The organism is Flavimarina sp. Hel_I_48 (genome assembly GCF_000733945.1).
GTDB lineage: Bacteria > Bacteroidota > Bacteroidia > Flavobacteriales > Flavobacteriaceae > Leeuwenhoekiella.
The window spans coordinates 1-14,686 of the sequence record NZ_JPOL01000003.1; the positions used below are offsets into that span (position 1 = coordinate 1).

A 14,686-nucleotide genomic window follows, 5' to 3' on the forward strand; every position below is an offset into this window, starting at 1 on the left:
AAATTACAAAGTTCTAAGGTTCTCTATATAACATCAACCATAAAGGGGGAAGGGAAGACATTTACAGCCTTCAATCTTGCATTAAGCCTCAATAGTACTGGAAAGTCTGTTTTAATTATTGGTGCAGACGTTCGCAATCCGCAATTACATAGATATATTGGCAAATCTGAAGCTACCAAAGGGCTTTCAGAATATTTATATGATGAAAGTATCGATATAGAGTCTATTACGAACGATCTTGAAATCAACAGGCATCATCTCAAAATCGTACTTTCCGGGAGAATACCACCTAATCCAGCTGAATTGTTAATGAGTGACCGTTTTGGTAAACTAATAGAAGATGCAAAAGAGCGCTATGATTTTGTGATCGTAGATACGGCACCCACCATGCTGGTTACTGATACCTTATTGATAAGTCAGCATGCTGATCTCACCCTCTACGTCTGTAGGGCAGAATACACTGATAAAAAACTTTTAAATTACCCCAAAGAACTTCACACAGACAAAAAGCTCAATAATATGGCTTTTGTTGTCAATAATGTGAGTTACTCAAATTTTGGTTATGGTACAAAATATGGTTATGGCTACGGAGTAGATGAAGAGAGCTGGATAAAGAAATCTTTGAAGCGTATACTCAAATAATAAAGGAGTTTTTTTATTAGTAAGAAGGGCTATATTTATTTTAAATGCTACTATAAGAATACTAAGGTTAGGTTTCAAACTTTAATGAGTAATTCTTATAAAGCAAACGAATCCGTAGTTTGATAAATAACTTGTTGCAGGAGTTTTTTATACTTTTTCTTAAAAATTATTTTTTTAAGTTGGGTGATATGCCTGAAGGAATGAACATCTGTTCCTAGAAAAGTGTATTGACCGTTTTCAAGGAGTTCTAGTGCCATTTTCTTTACAGAACTACCATAGTAGTCGCTCAAAGAAAGTGCATTTAATTGCAATAAACATCCTAGGCGCTGCAGTTCAGCGTAGTATTCTGGTCTTTTATGATAATAACTGTAACGTTCTGGATGGGCAAGAATAGGGATGTAACCGGCATGGGTAAGATCAAAAAGTAGCTCCTCTAAATTAATAGGTGGCTGTAGATAGGATATTTCGATTAGGATATGCTTATCTGAAGTAAAAGGCATTAAATCCCCGTCTTTAAGATGCGTACTGAATCCCTCGTCAAGCATATACTCAGAAGATGTTTGTATTAGGGAAGTATTGCCCTTTGCCATTAGGGATGTGCGTAAAGTGTCAGCGGCGTTATTAATAGTTTCAGGGGTATTTGGATAATAATCGCCCATGGTATGCGGAGTACAAATAAAATTACTGATCCCTATTTCATTAAGCTGACTGACAAGCGCTACAGATTCCTCCAAATTTTGAGCTCCATCATCAATACCGGGAAGAATATGATTATGGATATCTGTATAACCATCAAAAAGATTAACCAGGTAATTTTTTGATTTTAAAATGGAAAGCATAAAGGTATTTTATCTAAAATTAAACTAAGTAAGTTGCCATGAATTCAACAGAATATCCAGTTTACAAATATATTCATTTATGAGGAGATGGTGCGCATTACTCCTTTCTGCTATTCCTTTAATAGCTTCTTCCCAGGAGAATTTCTATGGAAGCCTCTCTTCAATGAGCAATGTTTCAAATAGTAGCACAAATCCATTCTGGACGTATGCCAATAAATATGGTCGTCTGGATAAGGAAAGTACTTTTTTCATTTTAGGAGAAGCAGGCTACGGTACTCAAATTAATAGTTCTAATCGCTTGGAAGTGCATGGAGGCTTGTTTAAAGGGGATGGATCAAACCGATCTTTTAGAATAGACCAGCTTTATGCAAAGTATACGTATAAAAATATACTCCTTAATATAGGATCCTGGCATCGTAGTGTGGAGCTTCATGATTTATCCAGTGTGGGAGGCGATATTATATGGAGTGGAAATGCCCGTGCACTCCCGGGGGCTGAGTTACAATTTCTAAAGGGTACGCACATTTTTAACTGGCTGGAATTTAAAGGTAAATTGGGTCATTATTTTTTAGGTAACGACCGTTATGTTGAAAATGCTCAGGTACATTATAAAAACCTGACTTTCGTAATGACCTTATCTGAGAAAGATCTATTTACCATAGAATTAGATCATTACGCGCAATTTGGCGGTACATCTAAGACTTACGGTAAGCAACCGAGTGCTTTTTCTGATTATTTAAGAATATTTATAGGCAGTAATGGTGGGGCAGGGGCTACAGAATCAGACCAGGCGAATGCATTGGGTAATCATTTGGGCTCTTATACATTTACATATGATATGCAGCGCAGTGACTATGATATAAAGCTTTACCATCAAACTATATTTGAGGACACATCAGGAAGGGAATTCCGGAATTTTCCCGATGGTGTTTGGGGAATATATTTCAAACCTCAGAAAAAAGGCTTCGTCAACGCATTCCTATATGAATTTGTACAAACAGTGTCTCAAAGTGGAAAGTTCGTTCCACCACCTAACGGTAATTTTAGAGGTGGGGATAATTATTTCAACAATAGCATGTACCAATCGGGATGGACGTATAAAGGACGTATTATAGGTTTACCTTTTATTATACCGAATGAAAATGGTAGAGGTATAAAGATAAACCGATCTTTTGTTCATCACTTAGGTTTATCTGGTAGTTTTTATACTATTGAGTATACTTTAAAAACAAGTTATGTGCGTAATCTAGGAACTTATAACAAACCATTCGATGCTATAGAAGAAGCGGTCTATTCTTATCTGGGATTTGATTATCCTACAAAAGTTGGCGTTTTTAAAGCACAATTTTCTGCCGACTTCAGTAATCAGACAGACAGGATATTGGCTATTGGGTTTGGGTATCGTATAAATTTCTAGAAAAGAACCTTTCACTAAGGGGAAATAAGCAGTTCGACACGTAAGATATAACTTCCAGATTAACGCAATATGATTAATTCTGTCCTCAGATATATACGTTACTTTGCTACAGGATTAAGTGTATAAAACCGTAATAAATACTAGCCAATCTTTTGAATAATAAAAATTGCCGGTCTTTTGTGAAGGTCTGGCAGGTTTGATCCCCATTCTGATATGGACTTTGTAATGATATATTCAGTTGGTAAGGAAATATCGCAGGCTACACATAGTTGTGTCTGATCGTTGAGAGTTTTGCTCAATTCTTCCAGCATTTTATTATTGCGATACGGCGTTTCAATAAAGGATTGCGCCTGATTCAATTCTGCAGAAATGCGTTCCAATCGTTTTATCTCTTTTCGCCGTTCTTGTTTATCAATCGGCAGATATCCATTGAAGGCAAAATTTTGTCCATTAAGTCCACTTCCCATCATGGCCATAAGTATGGAAGATGGCCCCACAAGTGGTACTACCTGAATACCACGGCGATGCGCAGCCGCAACAACTTCAGCCCCGGGATCTGCAATGCCCGGAGCACCAGCTTCCGAAAGGATACCTATGGATTTTCCATTCATACATGCGTTGAGAAATCCTGGGATGTCACTAGATTCTGTGTATTTGTTAAGTGTATGCAGAATGAGATTTGGCTGGGATTTTTCAGGTGTAATACTTTTGATGAATGCCCTGGCCGTTTTGTCGTTCTCAACGATATACTCATCAATTTGTTCTATAATTTGTTTAACCGTATGTGGTAAAACATCAAGTGGTGGAGTATTGCCTAAAGTTGTAGGTATGAGGTACAGTTTTCCCGTAGCCTTAAAAGTATGCATACTTATTTTACGATTAGTTTTTGTGTATAGGAACGTAATTCGGCACTTTCAATAGTTGCGAAGTATATTCCTTTTTTCAGATTTGATATGTTGACCCTGCTTTTTGCGGAAGTTATACTTTTTTCAAGAACTTTTTTACCCAAAATATCGAAAATAGCCAGGTTTACATTCCCCTCGTTTTCTCCTAAAGAAACATTTAAAACACCATTTGCAGGATTAGGGTACAAAGCTATATTTTGAAGCTGTTTTTGGTTCAAGCCAAGTGCATTTTGGTCTACAACAGCATAAATTATTCCGGAGATAAGACCAGCAACATAAAGTTCATTGCTGTTATTTATCCCAAAGCTACTAAATCCAGTATTGGGAAAAGGACCAAAATAAGCAATAGCATCAGAATAACCATTGACATCTAAAGTGCCCAATTCGTTACTCACAAAATCAGCAAATATATAAGTACCTTTAAGATCTGGAAACCGATCCCCACGATATACATAACCGCCCGTAATTGAAGCTCTGTTATTTTCATGGGGATAAACAGCAACAGAAAAGGTTAAATCTGAATCATCAGGACAATTACCATTAGCATTAAAAATGGTATTGCCTTCATAACATCTCCAGCCATAATTAGCACCGGAAAGGCTGAACGGTACTTTGTTAATTTCCTCAAAAGCATTTTGACCTACATCAGCGATCCAAAGGTCGCCCGTCGTACTGTCAAAAGAAAATTTCCACGGATTTCTGAGTCCATAACCCCATATTTCACTACGTTTAGTATCATCTCCTGCAAATGGATTCCCGTCAGGTATAGCGTAAGGTAAAGTTCCATTTACATCAATGCGTAAAATACTACCATATAAGGAAGAGGTATCCTGAGAACGGTTACCAGGATCACCACTATCCCCACCATCTCCCAATCCTATATACAAAAAACCATCTGGACCAAAGGAGAGACAACCTCCGTTGTGGTTAGAAAATGGTTGGGTAAGATTAAGCATTTCCAACTCGCTACCTGCGTTAGCCGCACTCACATCAGATGTATTTACGCTAAAGCGGGAAATTTGAGTATTCCCGTCAAGATCTGTATAATTGACATAAAATAGACCATTTTCGGCATAATTTGGATGAAAAACCAGACCTAATAGTCCGCGTTCACCTCCCATACTTATACGATCGCTAATGTCAAGAAAAGGAGAGGCGTTTACACTTCCATCGGATTGGATAATTTTAATGAGTCCACCTTGCTCAACCACAAACAGGCGGTCGTCGCCCGCATTTTGAATATTGAGGGGTCTATTAAAACCAGTAGCAAAAGGTACAATACCTACGTCCTGAGAATAAAGGATAGCGCAAAAGAGAAAGAGAAAAAAAGAGTGTAGTAATTTTTTCATAGGACATCATTTAAATGCCCTGAAAGATAGATTATTGTATATACTTATCCTATAGCCTATTAGCGATTTTTGTGGTTGCTTCGTCCAGCATTTGATACACATTTTCAAAACCCTGTTCACCGCCCGTATAAGGATCTGGAACATCAACCTGTTCGGCTGGAAAAAGCTCATCAAGTATAAGTTTTACTTTATCGCGCTGTTCTTGATTATCAGCCATACGTATCACATTTGTATAATTGGATTGATCCATAACAAATATGTGATCGTACTGTTCAAAAAGGGATGGCTTAAACTGCATTCCACGTTGCGCAGAGATATCTAAATTGTGTGCCTTCGCTACTTTTACGCTACGAGGATCTGGAGGGTTTCCTACATGCCAGTGACCAGTACCTGCGGAATCAACTATAAAATTTTCAGTATCAAGTTTTGACTTCAGCAAACCTTCTGCCAGCGGTGATCTGCAGATATTGCCCAGACAAACCATAAGTATCTTAGTTTTCATAGGTTTGGGTAAAAAGATGGTTAATTGTATCGTATTTGAGAGATATAGTTAGTAAACTAATCTACACATACGATACATTTTAAAAAGATTACAAGGTGAAATTTACAATTTTAGGAAGTCAGTTTTTTATTCAAATCTTCAACATATTTCTTGAACTGCTTATCTGTAGTAGATAGATTATCTACCGTTTTGCATGCATGTAAAACGGTTGCGTGGTCACGCTGACCTATTTGAGAACCTATACTTGCCAGGGAAGCTTTGGTTAACCTTTTCGCAAAGAACATAGCGATCTGTCTCGCCTGTACAATATGTCTTTTTCGGGTTTTTGACTGTAGGGTTTCCACATCCATTTGAAAATAGTCACTTACCACTTTTTGTATATACTCTATTGAAACCTCCCTTTTGGTATGTTTCACATAGTTTTCAACAATTTTCTTAGCCAGGTCTAATGTAATCTCTTTGCGATCATAAGAGGAATGCGCGATCAATGAAATAATGGCACCTTCCAGTTCCCGAATATTGGTCTTGATATTATTTGCAAGGAATTCTACGATTTCTTCGGGCATTTCTACCCCATCCTGATACAACTTGTTTTTAATGATACTTACACGTGTTTCAAAACCAGGCGATTGCAACTCTGCTGATAATCCCCATTTAAAGCGGGAAAGCAGGCGTTGCTCAATGTCCTGCATATCAACGGGTGCTTTATCACTGGTGAGCACGACCTGTTTGCCATTTTGATGCAGATGGTTGAAAATGTGAAAGAAAACATCTTGTGTGCCAGCCTTACCTGAAAGCAACTGAATATCGTCAACGATAAGCACATCAATGATTTGATAGAAGTGTATAAAATCGTTACGATTGTTCTTCTTGACGCTCTCTATATACTGCTGTGTAAATTTTTCGGCGGAAATATAAAGGACGGTCTTATCTGGATATTTATCTTTTATCTGAACGCCTATGGCGTGTGCCAGGTGGGTTTTGCCCAGTCCTACACCACCAAAAATGAGTAGTGGATTAAAAGAAGTGCCTCCCGGTTTGTTTGCGACTGCAATACCTGCGGAACGTGCCAATCTATTGGAATCCCCTTCAAGGAAATTATCAAAGTTATAGTTGGGGTTCAATTGAGATTCAATCTCCAGATTACGTATCCCTGGTATTACAAAAGGATTTCTTAACTCGGGGTTTTTATTTTTAGACGGGGCGTCAACATCCTGGGATTTATAGGAGTTGGATCTGTTAGAGCTGGGTATTTTTTCCGTAAAGGGCTGCTTATTGCCATAAGTGTTTTCCATCCTTATGACATAGACCAGTTTAGCGGTTTCCCCAAGTTCCTTTGTGAGTGAAACTTTAAGGAGTTTTACATAATGTTCTTCCAGCCATTCATAAAAGAATTTGCTGGGAACTTGTATACTAAGGGCATTGTCTGTTAGCTTTACGGCCTTGATAGGCTCAAACCAGGTTTTGTAAGCCTGCTTCGTGATATTGTCCTGTATAAACAAAAGACAATTATCCCAAACTGATTGCGCAGTCATACTCATGGTGGTGGTTAAGTTTAAAGTTTTGTTATGTAAATAGAAGATTAAAAAACAGCAAGATTAGGGACCTTTTTCCATTCTTTAATACAGGGCAAATATGTGAACAAAATATGTAAATAAAAAAATTAATAAGGTTGTATTTCCTGTATTTTTTTCGCATACTCCATTGTTTTAAATCTATTCATTTTAATTGTTAATAAACTTATGTTTACATACAGATCAACGCTACGGGTGCGTTACGCAGAAACTGACCAAATGGGCGTCGTACATCATGGTAATTATGCTTCTTATCTAGAATTAGCTCGCATTGAATGGCTTGAGAATCTGGGATTTTCCTACAAAAAATTGGAAGCCGATGGTGTAATGTTGCCTGTTTACGATTTGAAGTTTTCCTTTAAAAGTCCGGCGTATTTTGATGATACTTTGACGGTTGAAACTACACTTGCGACACTGCCCAGTGCGAGTATAATTTTTGACTATAACATCTATAATGAAGACCAGAAATTGATCACCACGGCGCAGAGTACATTAGTATTTGTTGACATGAAAACAAGGCGTCCCATACGCTGTCCAGAGAACATCCTTGATCGACTTAAACAGGAGGGAAGTTAATTATCTAAAACTTCTACGGCCATACCATGAATTGCTTCAAAGCGCGCTTTAATTTTAGCAAGTTTCAGTTCTCTTACAGCAAGGTCAATTGTGCAATTTAAATGCATTTGCTGATCTGTAATTTTAAGGTTTTGCTCTTTGATGATGCGCATCGCGACATTCATGAGCGCGTATTCAAACTGAAGCCTTAGTGTTATTTTAATAGTTCGGGTTACAATATTTCCGCTTTCCAGCGTGAGCTGGGCACACGTTTTATAGGCGGTAATTAGTCCGCCCACGCCCAGATTTGTGCCACCGTAGTAGCGTACAACGGCCACAAGGACGTTAGTAATACCAGCGCTTTGTAACTGACCATAAATAGGCATCCCGGCAGAATTATTGGGTTCTCCATCATCATTCGCTCTATAGTGTTCATAACGTTTGCCCAGTTGCCAGGCATAACAGATGTGAGAAGCTTTGGGATGTTGTTTCCAGAGTTGTTCTAGGCGCTCTTTAGATTCTTCTTCAGTAGTTATGGGATAACCATAACCTAGAAATTTGCTGCCACGGTCTTTGACCAGACTTTCAGGACTGGGGGCAGCGAGTGTTTTAAACGTATCCTTTTGCAAAATATAAGTTTTGAATAGCTGGCACTAAATTTCAAATATAGGAAAGAAAGGTTTTGGAGTATGCAATCTTACATGCTGATTGCCTATGAAAACCTTTTACTTTTTAAATAAATACATAAAATAGAGCAATATTTAATAAAAATTGCCCTAAAATCGGCTTGTAGAGGCGGTTTTTAGGGCAATTTAGCATGTTTAGGAAACTACAGAAGTGAAAAAAAATTATTCCAATCAATCCCTTATTAGTGGGTATTTTTTAAATATTTCGTTCACAAGGTTTGCGATAGCATCCGCTTGATTTTCATCGTACAGACTCTCTGAGCTTGTTCCTTTCCATACGGTTTTCTTTGTTTTGCGATTGATTATATCAACGACAACTGTACCATTTTTATACGAATAGCTATCTGTATTATAACCTTGTATCCCACCGTAATTTGCATAATCAGCATAGTAATAATCACCATAATACGTACTAACTGCAGTAGCCCCCGTCGTATAGGGATAGCTCGCATAGGATGTAGCGGGTACGGTCTCACTGTCATAGTTGACTTTTGTACTTACTAAAACCAGTAGGTCAGGATTATTTCTATTGATGGAGTAGCCTGCGTCCTGTAGGTTTGAATTAATGGTTTTTATCACCAGTTCATTGACGTCCTCATCATTTTCATTGACCTTAGGCACTTCTATACTGGTATTGGGCAGATATGCGAAAGTGTTGAACCTGCTCAAATTCACATCCTCTTGTTGCGAAGTACGCACCGTAGGGCCACAGGCTGTACATATCATAAGTAAAAAAAGTGCCGCGGTACAGTGTATTGCTTTCATAAATGTTGATTTTGTTAAAAATTATTCAATTATACTGTATAAAACGGTACCTGTAATCCTGTTTAGCTAGAGTTTAACGGTAGGTAACAGCGCCTTTTGCAAGGCGTTTCAAGCCTAAATACCGAGTTGTACTTATTTTGAGAGACTTACCAGTATAATGCCCACGATAGCGAGCAAAAGGCCGAACCAATTTTTCCGGGACATTTGCTCTTTGAACAAAAGAAGGGCGATCAACGTTGATAAAACCACAATTCCCACATTGTTGATAAGAAATACGGTGGAGCTTTCCCAGCCGTTCCGTAACGCGCGTACCAGGAAAAAGATCGAAAAATAGTTGGGCAACCCAAGTGCTATTCCCGCCAGTATATTTTTAAAATCGAATTTTGAAGGTTGCTTTCTAAAACGGAAAATCAATAATACCAATCCTACGACGAAGGCAAAAGCAAATATTACTGCCGAAAATAGGGGAACATCCTTTTGCGCTATGTAAGTCTCTTCAAGAAACTTGATACTCGTATCTATAATCCCGCTTCCCATAAAAACCAGTATGGGCAATATCAGGTTCTTCCTGTCAAGACCCAAACCCAAATCAGTTTTAAGGGATACCAGATAAACTGCCAGCAAAGCGAGAACAATGCCAAGAAGTTTTATGGCGTCAAGTGAATCCTTAAAATAAACAATTCCGAAAGCGACTGGAATGACAACGCTCATCTTGGTAGCCACAGATACTACCGCGATGCCGTTACGCTGGGTCGTGAGCGCCATGAGATAGAATATGGCAATAAAGAGAAACCCAAGTAAAAGTGCACCAGGAAACCAATTTTGGTTCACAATCTCCAAATAACTAAAAGAGTGTTGGTAAAAAAATAGCCCCGCAAAACAGGCCACCATGTAGTTGACCACAATGGCCTGTAAACGGTCTATATTAAACCTGGGAAACAGTTTAAATACGATAAAAATAATGGTGGAAGAAAGGATGCTATACAGCAGGTACATTAAAAGAGTTCCTTTTTGAGTTTAAACAGTTGGGTGATATCCTCTTTTCCTGGTTTGATATTCCATGTTTTTAAGCCTATTTTTTCTGCTGCGCGTGTGTTTTCCGGTATATCATCAATAAATAGTGTTTCGTTAGGTTTTAAGTTATTCTCCCGTATGACATATTCAAAGATTTCAGGATTTGGTTTGCGCAATTTCAGATCCTGGGAAAGGTAAAATTTTTCAAAGGCACTTTTAAACTGTATAAAGCGGGATTCATCCATATTTTTCATGACCCTTTCCATATGAAGATCATTGGTATTGCTCAGCAGAAAAAGCCGATATTTTCTGGATTGGGCCAATTCTTTGATCCAGTCCAGCCGTTTTTGAGGAAAGTACTGTATAATGCTGTTCCACGCTGTGGCAAAGGAGATGGGATTGAGCCTAGGGAAGCGCGCAATATAATGGTCTACAAAGGCGGAAGTACTCAACTGGCCACGTTCATAATCCAGGTTCCACTGGCGCATTTCGGGATCCATTTCATGAATGTCAAAACGGGAAAAGAATTCTTTAGGTGCATTTTTATCAAGATCTATAAAAACATCTCCAAAATCAAAAATAATATTCTTAATCATATGCAATTGGGTGCTAATTATTAAAGCCGCCGCTGGGTTGCGATCGTTCGCAATTTAAGTGATACGGTATATTTGCTGAAATCCATACGATGTTATATATCGGTTAAATCTTTATTTCAACGATGTTATTTTTTCGAATCCTTAATTATTGCGGTAATTTCTAGAGATTTAATAAAATCATAGGTCCTTGGGAATAATAAGTACTGAACAAAACCCCTTCGTGGATGCTTTTATTAGACGTAGGTACCATTTATCTCGGTTGCATAAAACAATCTTAAAAATTAAATAGTGTACTTCTATATTCCGAAATTTAAACTTTGAAATGACCGGTGAATAAAAAGCAAGATCCACCAGTTCAAAAGCTATGTAACAACCTAAATTTTTAGAATATGAGTACAAAAAGAATATCTGATGCTATGGAAAAAGCACTCAACGACCAGATGACCCGTGAAGCGTTTCAGGCGCAGGTTTATCTTTCCTACGCTTCCTGGGCAGAGGTGAACAGTTTCTCTGGTATAGCAAATTTTCTATACAAGCATATGAATGAAGAACGTGAACACATGTTCAAGATTTTAAAGTATATCAATGACAGGGGAGGGGAAACAAAAATTGAGGCCATAGGCGCTCCTCCAGAAAATCCAAGTGACATCAAAGATTGTCTTGAGAAAATCCTACAGCACGAGGTCGATAATTCTGCTGAGATCGATAAATTAGTGAATCAGGCTCATGAAGAAAAGGACTGGGCAACGTTCAGTTTTACGCAATGGTTTGTGAAGGAACAAATAGAAGAAGAAAGCCTTATTAATGGTTTACTGGACAAATATACCCTTGCTTCTGAGCAGAAAGAAGGTAATGCCAATTATTATGAACTGGATAAAGATCTCAATAAGGCCCCACAATCTGCTGAAATACCAAGGGAAGAAAAGCTGTAACTGTTTGTTATTGAACGAGAAGCATGGGAATTTGTAATTCAATCCACATATTTCACTTCTCAATTTAATCAAATAATTAGAATACCAAACGAACATGAAAAAGGGCTTTTAAAGCCCTTTTTTTTATTGTTACTATTTATTAAAATTATAATTTCTTACGCCCCATAATCAGGGTTATAAGGAAGAGTACTAGAAATATAAAAAATAGCACTTTAGCAATACCGGCAGCGCTTTCAGAAACTCCGCCAAAACCAAAAATAGCTGCTACTATGGCAACAACAACAAAAATAATAGTCCATCGTAACATGATTCGTGTTTTGATTAGTACTTTAAATGTATTCATTTCTAATAAAATTTGACGTAGATTTTACCTGGATATTCATTATTTTATCATTTATTTTGGAAATGTTTTAAATATCTCATAAAATTTTCTAATCTTTTAAAGAACTTTCTAAGAAATATTTATTCAATGTTTAATATTCTTTACTCGATAAAGTGAAATATAAGTATTCTTAAACAAAATTATTATATGGAAAATCTCTCCTATATATTATAATTAATTCAAAAATTCACTATTTAGGGTTAAAAACCTTCTAATTTCAATCAAAAATGGTTGGTTTTATTGATAATTAGGTGTTTATAGTGGTATTTTGATTCTTTTTTGAACGTTCATTTCATTTTTCAAAGTTATAGTTAAACAATCTGGGGTTTATGACTAACATTGCCCAAGCCCAATTGTTAACATTTTCTGTAGTCGTTCCTCCTTTTATAAGACCCATGCTTTCAGATGCGAACATGTGGGAATACCCTACTTGTAAATTGACATCTTTGAAAAGGGGCTGGGTGTAGACCAAATCAATTTCGGTACCTAAATAGGAATTCGCATCTGCAGCTAATTTGCCATTTGCTGCAAAGTAATGCGCAGCAAGTAGTAGGTTAGAATTTTCACCGGTCTTTAGAAGTGCACTGGTATAAAAATCGTTAAGTCCCACACTATTTAGATGGTTTCCTACATAAAAATAATCCATAAACCCATTAAACTTATGATTGGTTCCGTATAAAGGAAAGAAAGACCAGCGTGCCGAACTTCCTTGATCAGAACCGCTTAGTAGTTCAGCACCTACTTTAAAAAGGATTTTTCCCGTGGAATAATTAATTTCTAAAGTTGCTTGATAAGCAGATAAATTTTCGGCTATGGGATAAGCGTCGCCCAACTGATAATATGCGCTCCCCGTTATAGACAAAGGACCTACCGGAAAAGTAAAATACGATCCCAGTGTTTGCATATAATACATGCCATCCGCTAAGGTGTTTTCCGGAAAATCTTCGAAATTTTGATAGCCTGTATTTAAGGCTAATAAACTTAGGGATGCTTTTGCCCAGGACTTTTTAAAATAGGCATATTGCATTGTTTTATAAGTAAAAAAACCCGGAATAGTGTACGTATTGCCCAATGTAGGCTCTCCTTGTTGACTATAGGCAACCCCTAAATCCATTTTAAAACTTTGTTTGTTATATTTAAGTAACGCAGCATCGTGAAAACGTCCCTGCATCGCCCAATCCAATCCACCAAAAATGCGCTGATCATCGTAAGCAATAACCTGTCGGCCCAATTTAACGGACCAGTCCTGAGTTATGGTTAGCGCCTCCCAGGCCTGAAACAACATGAAGGAGTCATTGCCGTCTATACTTAAAATCTGCCGGGTATCGCCCCAGGTACTCACATCTTGTAATGCTATGAAAACCTGCAATTTTTCCGCGGAATAGTTAAAATTCAATCGGGCACGTTGCCTTACAAATGCAGCAGGTTCTGTATTATCTGGAAAAAGAGTACTAAAACCATGACGGTATTCAAAGCGCTGCCTCAAATCTGCATCTATTTCAAATACCTGAGCATTTAAAAAGGTAACTGTCAACAATGTAAAATAAAAAAGAATAGTTTTTTTCATGTTTTAATTGGATTTTATTCCGAACAAATATATCTAGAAATTGTATTATTAAGTATAAATACTTAATATATTTGAATATTTTTATAATTATGGGGAATAACTTAGCATCTAACTTCTATATATTACGTATTTTGGACTTTTAATACGTACTAATTTGTTTTCGTGTACTTAATTTAAATGTTTCTCATGACTCACATACAATCAAAAATTATGCTTATTGGAGCAGGACCCGGTGATCCTGAATTATTAACGCTTAAAGCAGTACAAGCGCTTAAGGAAGCAGCGGTTGTTTTATATGACGCCTTAGTAAATCCTGAAATTTTAGAACATGCCCCATCACAAGCCGAATTAATCTACGTAGGTAAGAGAAAAGGTTGTTATGCTTTTCAGCAGGATCAAATTAATGAACTACTTGTCGCGCGCGCCAAAAGTAAAGGTTTGGTTGTGCGGTTAAAAGGGGGTGATCCCTTTATATTTGGTCGGGGATCTGAAGAAATGGAATATGCTCAAAAGCATGGAATCCCTACAGAATTAATTCCTGGGATCTCGTCTTGCCTGGCAGTGCCGGCCCTGCAAAATATTCCGCTTACTAAGCGCGGTGTTTCTGAAAGCTTTTGGGTAATAACGGGTACAACTAAAGATCATGAACTATCCCAGGATGTTCATCTGGCCGCAAAGAGCAATGCTACGGTCGTCATACTTATGGGTACTGCTAAACTTGCAGAAATCGTTGCCATTTTTAAAGGGCAGGGCAAAGAAGAGCTACCCGTTGCCATTATTCAAAATGGGACAATGCATAAGGAGAAAATTGGCGTGGGTACTGTGAATACCATTCAGCAGATCTATACGGAAAAAGGTTTGGGAAACCCCGCCATTATTGTTTTAGGAGCAGTTGTGAATAACCGAAGGGAGATGCATATGCTTATAAAGCATACGGCTGTAGCTGATGGCTAGAAATCCC

The 14,686-nt window shown here is 37.6% G+C and carries 16 protein-coding genes; 5 read left to right on the plus strand and 11 right to left on the minus strand.

Features of this window, described 5'->3' with window-relative positions; genetic code table 11:
• Positions 1-642: tyrosine-protein kinase family protein (locus P162_RS15895; RefSeq protein WP_031428806.1), on the plus strand; the 642-nt coding region annotated here is incomplete at its 5' end.
• Between the two features lie 95 nt (positions 643-737).
• Here P162_RS15895 and P162_RS15900 read toward each other — a convergent pair.
• Positions 738-1,481, minus strand: a complete 744-nt coding sequence (locus P162_RS15900; RefSeq protein ID WP_031428807.1) for a tyrosine-protein phosphatase — start codon at positions 1,479-1,481, stop codon at positions 738-740.
• Between the two features lie 79 nt (positions 1,482-1,560).
• Between P162_RS15900 and P162_RS15905 the strand changes: the two genes are divergently transcribed.
• Positions 1,561-2,898, plus strand: coding sequence for a capsule assembly Wzi family protein (locus P162_RS15905; protein WP_031428808.1), 1,338 nt, complete (start codon positions 1,561-1,563; stop codon positions 2,896-2,898).
• Positions 2,899-3,038: 140 nt separating this feature from the next.
• Here P162_RS15905 and P162_RS15910 read toward each other — a convergent pair whose 3' ends face one another.
• The 4 genes from P162_RS15910 to dnaA form a co-directional block, all read right to left on the minus strand.
• The gene (locus P162_RS15910) at positions 3,039-3,764 is read right to left on the minus strand and encodes an SAM-dependent methyltransferase (protein ID WP_031428809.1); all 726 of its coding nucleotides are present in this window, start codon (positions 3,762-3,764) and stop codon (positions 3,039-3,041) included.
• A gap of 2 nt (positions 3,765-3,766) precedes the next feature.
• Positions 3,767-5,152, minus strand: a complete 1,386-nt coding sequence (locus P162_RS15915; protein WP_031428810.1) for a PQQ-dependent sugar dehydrogenase — start codon at positions 5,150-5,152, stop codon at positions 3,767-3,769.
• 49 nt (positions 5,153-5,201) lie between these two features.
• Positions 5,202-5,654: a low molecular weight protein-tyrosine-phosphatase gene (locus P162_RS15920; protein WP_031428811.1), complete on the minus strand. Its 453-nt coding sequence runs from the start codon at positions 5,652-5,654 to the stop codon at positions 5,202-5,204.
• 110 nt (positions 5,655-5,764) lie between these two features.
• Positions 5,765-7,195 carry a chromosomal replication initiator protein DnaA gene (dnaA, locus tag P162_RS15925; RefSeq protein ID WP_031428812.1) on the minus strand — a complete coding sequence of 477 codons (1,431 nt, stop codon included), beginning with the start codon at positions 7,193-7,195 and terminating at the stop codon, positions 5,765-5,767.
• 201 nt (positions 7,196-7,396) lie between these two features.
• Here dnaA and P162_RS15930 point away from each other — a divergent pair, with 201 nt between their 5' ends.
• Positions 7,397-7,804: an acyl-CoA thioesterase gene (locus tag P162_RS15930; protein ID WP_031428813.1), complete on the plus strand. Its 408-nt coding sequence runs from the start codon at positions 7,397-7,399 to the stop codon at positions 7,802-7,804.
• On the opposite strand, the gene P162_RS15935 is transcribed toward P162_RS15930, so the two are convergent.
• From P162_RS15935 to P162_RS15950, 4 genes are all read right to left on the minus strand, one after another.
• On the minus strand, positions 7,801-8,412 hold the full coding sequence (locus P162_RS15935; protein ID WP_031428815.1) for an IMPACT family protein: 612 nt from the start codon (positions 8,410-8,412) through the stop codon (positions 7,801-7,803). The two genes, P162_RS15930 and P162_RS15935, sit on opposite strands and share 4 nt — an antisense overlap.
• A gap of 228 nt (positions 8,413-8,640) precedes the next feature.
• Complete coding sequence (locus P162_RS15940) at positions 8,641-9,234, minus strand: DUF4136 domain-containing protein (RefSeq protein WP_051908098.1); 594 nt, start codon at positions 9,232-9,234, stop codon at positions 8,641-8,643.
• Positions 9,235-9,366: 132 nt separating this feature from the next.
• A complete protein-coding gene (locus tag P162_RS15945) occupies positions 9,367-10,230 on the minus strand; it encodes an EamA family transporter (RefSeq protein ID WP_031428817.1) in 864 nt (287 codons plus the stop codon).
• Positions 10,230-10,844, minus strand: coding sequence for an HAD family hydrolase (locus P162_RS15950; protein ID WP_031428818.1), 615 nt, complete (start codon positions 10,842-10,844; stop codon positions 10,230-10,232). The genes P162_RS15945 and P162_RS15950 overlap by 1 nt, the downstream gene beginning before the upstream one ends.
• Before the next feature lie 389 nt (positions 10,845-11,233).
• Between P162_RS15950 and P162_RS15955 the strand changes: the two genes are divergently transcribed.
• Positions 11,234-11,776 (plus strand): ferritin, encoded by a 543-nt coding sequence (locus P162_RS15955; RefSeq protein WP_031428819.1) that lies wholly within the window; start codon positions 11,234-11,236, stop codon positions 11,774-11,776.
• Positions 11,777-11,921: 145 nt separating this feature from the next.
• Here the strand turns inward: P162_RS15955 and P162_RS15960 are convergent, their stop codons facing one another.
• Both P162_RS15960 and P162_RS15965 read right to left on the minus strand, forming a co-directional pair.
• Positions 11,922-12,083, minus strand: a complete 162-nt coding sequence (locus P162_RS15960) for a DUF1328 domain-containing protein (protein ID WP_031428821.1) — start codon at positions 12,081-12,083, stop codon at positions 11,922-11,924.
• Between the two features lie 367 nt (positions 12,084-12,450).
• Positions 12,451-13,725 carry an alginate export family protein gene (locus P162_RS15965; protein WP_031428823.1) on the minus strand — a complete coding sequence of 425 codons (1,275 nt, stop codon included), beginning with the start codon at positions 13,723-13,725 and terminating at the stop codon, positions 12,451-12,453.
• A gap of 186 nt (positions 13,726-13,911) precedes the next feature.
• On the opposite strand from P162_RS15965, the gene cobA reads away from it, so the two are divergent.
• Complete coding sequence (gene cobA / locus P162_RS15970) at positions 13,912-14,679, plus strand: uroporphyrinogen-III C-methyltransferase (RefSeq protein ID WP_031428824.1); 768 nt, start codon at positions 13,912-13,914, stop codon at positions 14,677-14,679.
• The last annotated feature ends 7 nt before the right edge of the window (positions 14,680-14,686 follow it).

Coding starts and splice junctions, on each gene's coding strand:
- P162_RS15920 (WP_031428811.1), bottom strand. CDS start 5,654: ATGAAAACTAAGATACTTATGGTTTGTCTGGGCAATATCTGCAGATCA.
- P162_RS15905 (WP_031428808.1), top strand. CDS start 1,561: ATGAGGAGATGGTGCGCATTACTCCTTTCTGCTATTCCTTTAATAGCT.
- cobA (WP_031428824.1), top strand. CDS start 13,912: ATGACTCACATACAATCAAAAATTATGCTTATTGGAGCAGGACCCGGT.
- dnaA (WP_031428812.1), bottom strand. CDS start 7,195: ATGAGTATGACTGCGCAATCAGTTTGGGATAATTGTCTTTTGTTTATA.
- P162_RS15930 (WP_031428813.1), top strand. CDS start 7,397: ATGTTTACATACAGATCAACGCTACGGGTGCGTTACGCAGAAACTGAC.
- P162_RS15955 (WP_031428819.1), top strand. CDS start 11,234: ATGAGTACAAAAAGAATATCTGATGCTATGGAAAAAGCACTCAACGAC.
- P162_RS15960 (WP_031428821.1), bottom strand. CDS start 12,083: ATGTTACGATGGACTATTATTTTTGTTGTTGTTGCCATAGTAGCAGCT.
- P162_RS15915 (WP_031428810.1), bottom strand. CDS start 5,152: ATGAAAAAATTACTACACTCTTTTTTTCTCTTTCTCTTTTGCGCTATC.
- P162_RS15900 (WP_031428807.1), bottom strand. CDS start 1,481: ATGCTTTCCATTTTAAAATCAAAAAATTACCTGGTTAATCTTTTTGAT.
- P162_RS15945 (WP_031428817.1), bottom strand. CDS start 10,230: ATGTACCTGCTGTATAGCATCCTTTCTTCCACCATTATTTTTATCGTA.
- P162_RS15950 (WP_031428818.1), bottom strand. CDS start 10,844: ATGATTAAGAATATTATTTTTGATTTTGGAGATGTTTTTATAGATCTT.
- P162_RS15965 (WP_031428823.1), bottom strand. CDS start 13,725: ATGAAAAAAACTATTCTTTTTTATTTTACATTGTTGACAGTTACCTTT.
- P162_RS15910 (WP_031428809.1), bottom strand. CDS start 3,764: ATGCATACTTTTAAGGCTACGGGAAAACTGTACCTCATACCTACAACT.
- P162_RS15940 (WP_051908098.1), bottom strand. CDS start 9,234: ATGAAAGCAATACACTGTACCGCGGCACTTTTTTTACTTATGATATGT.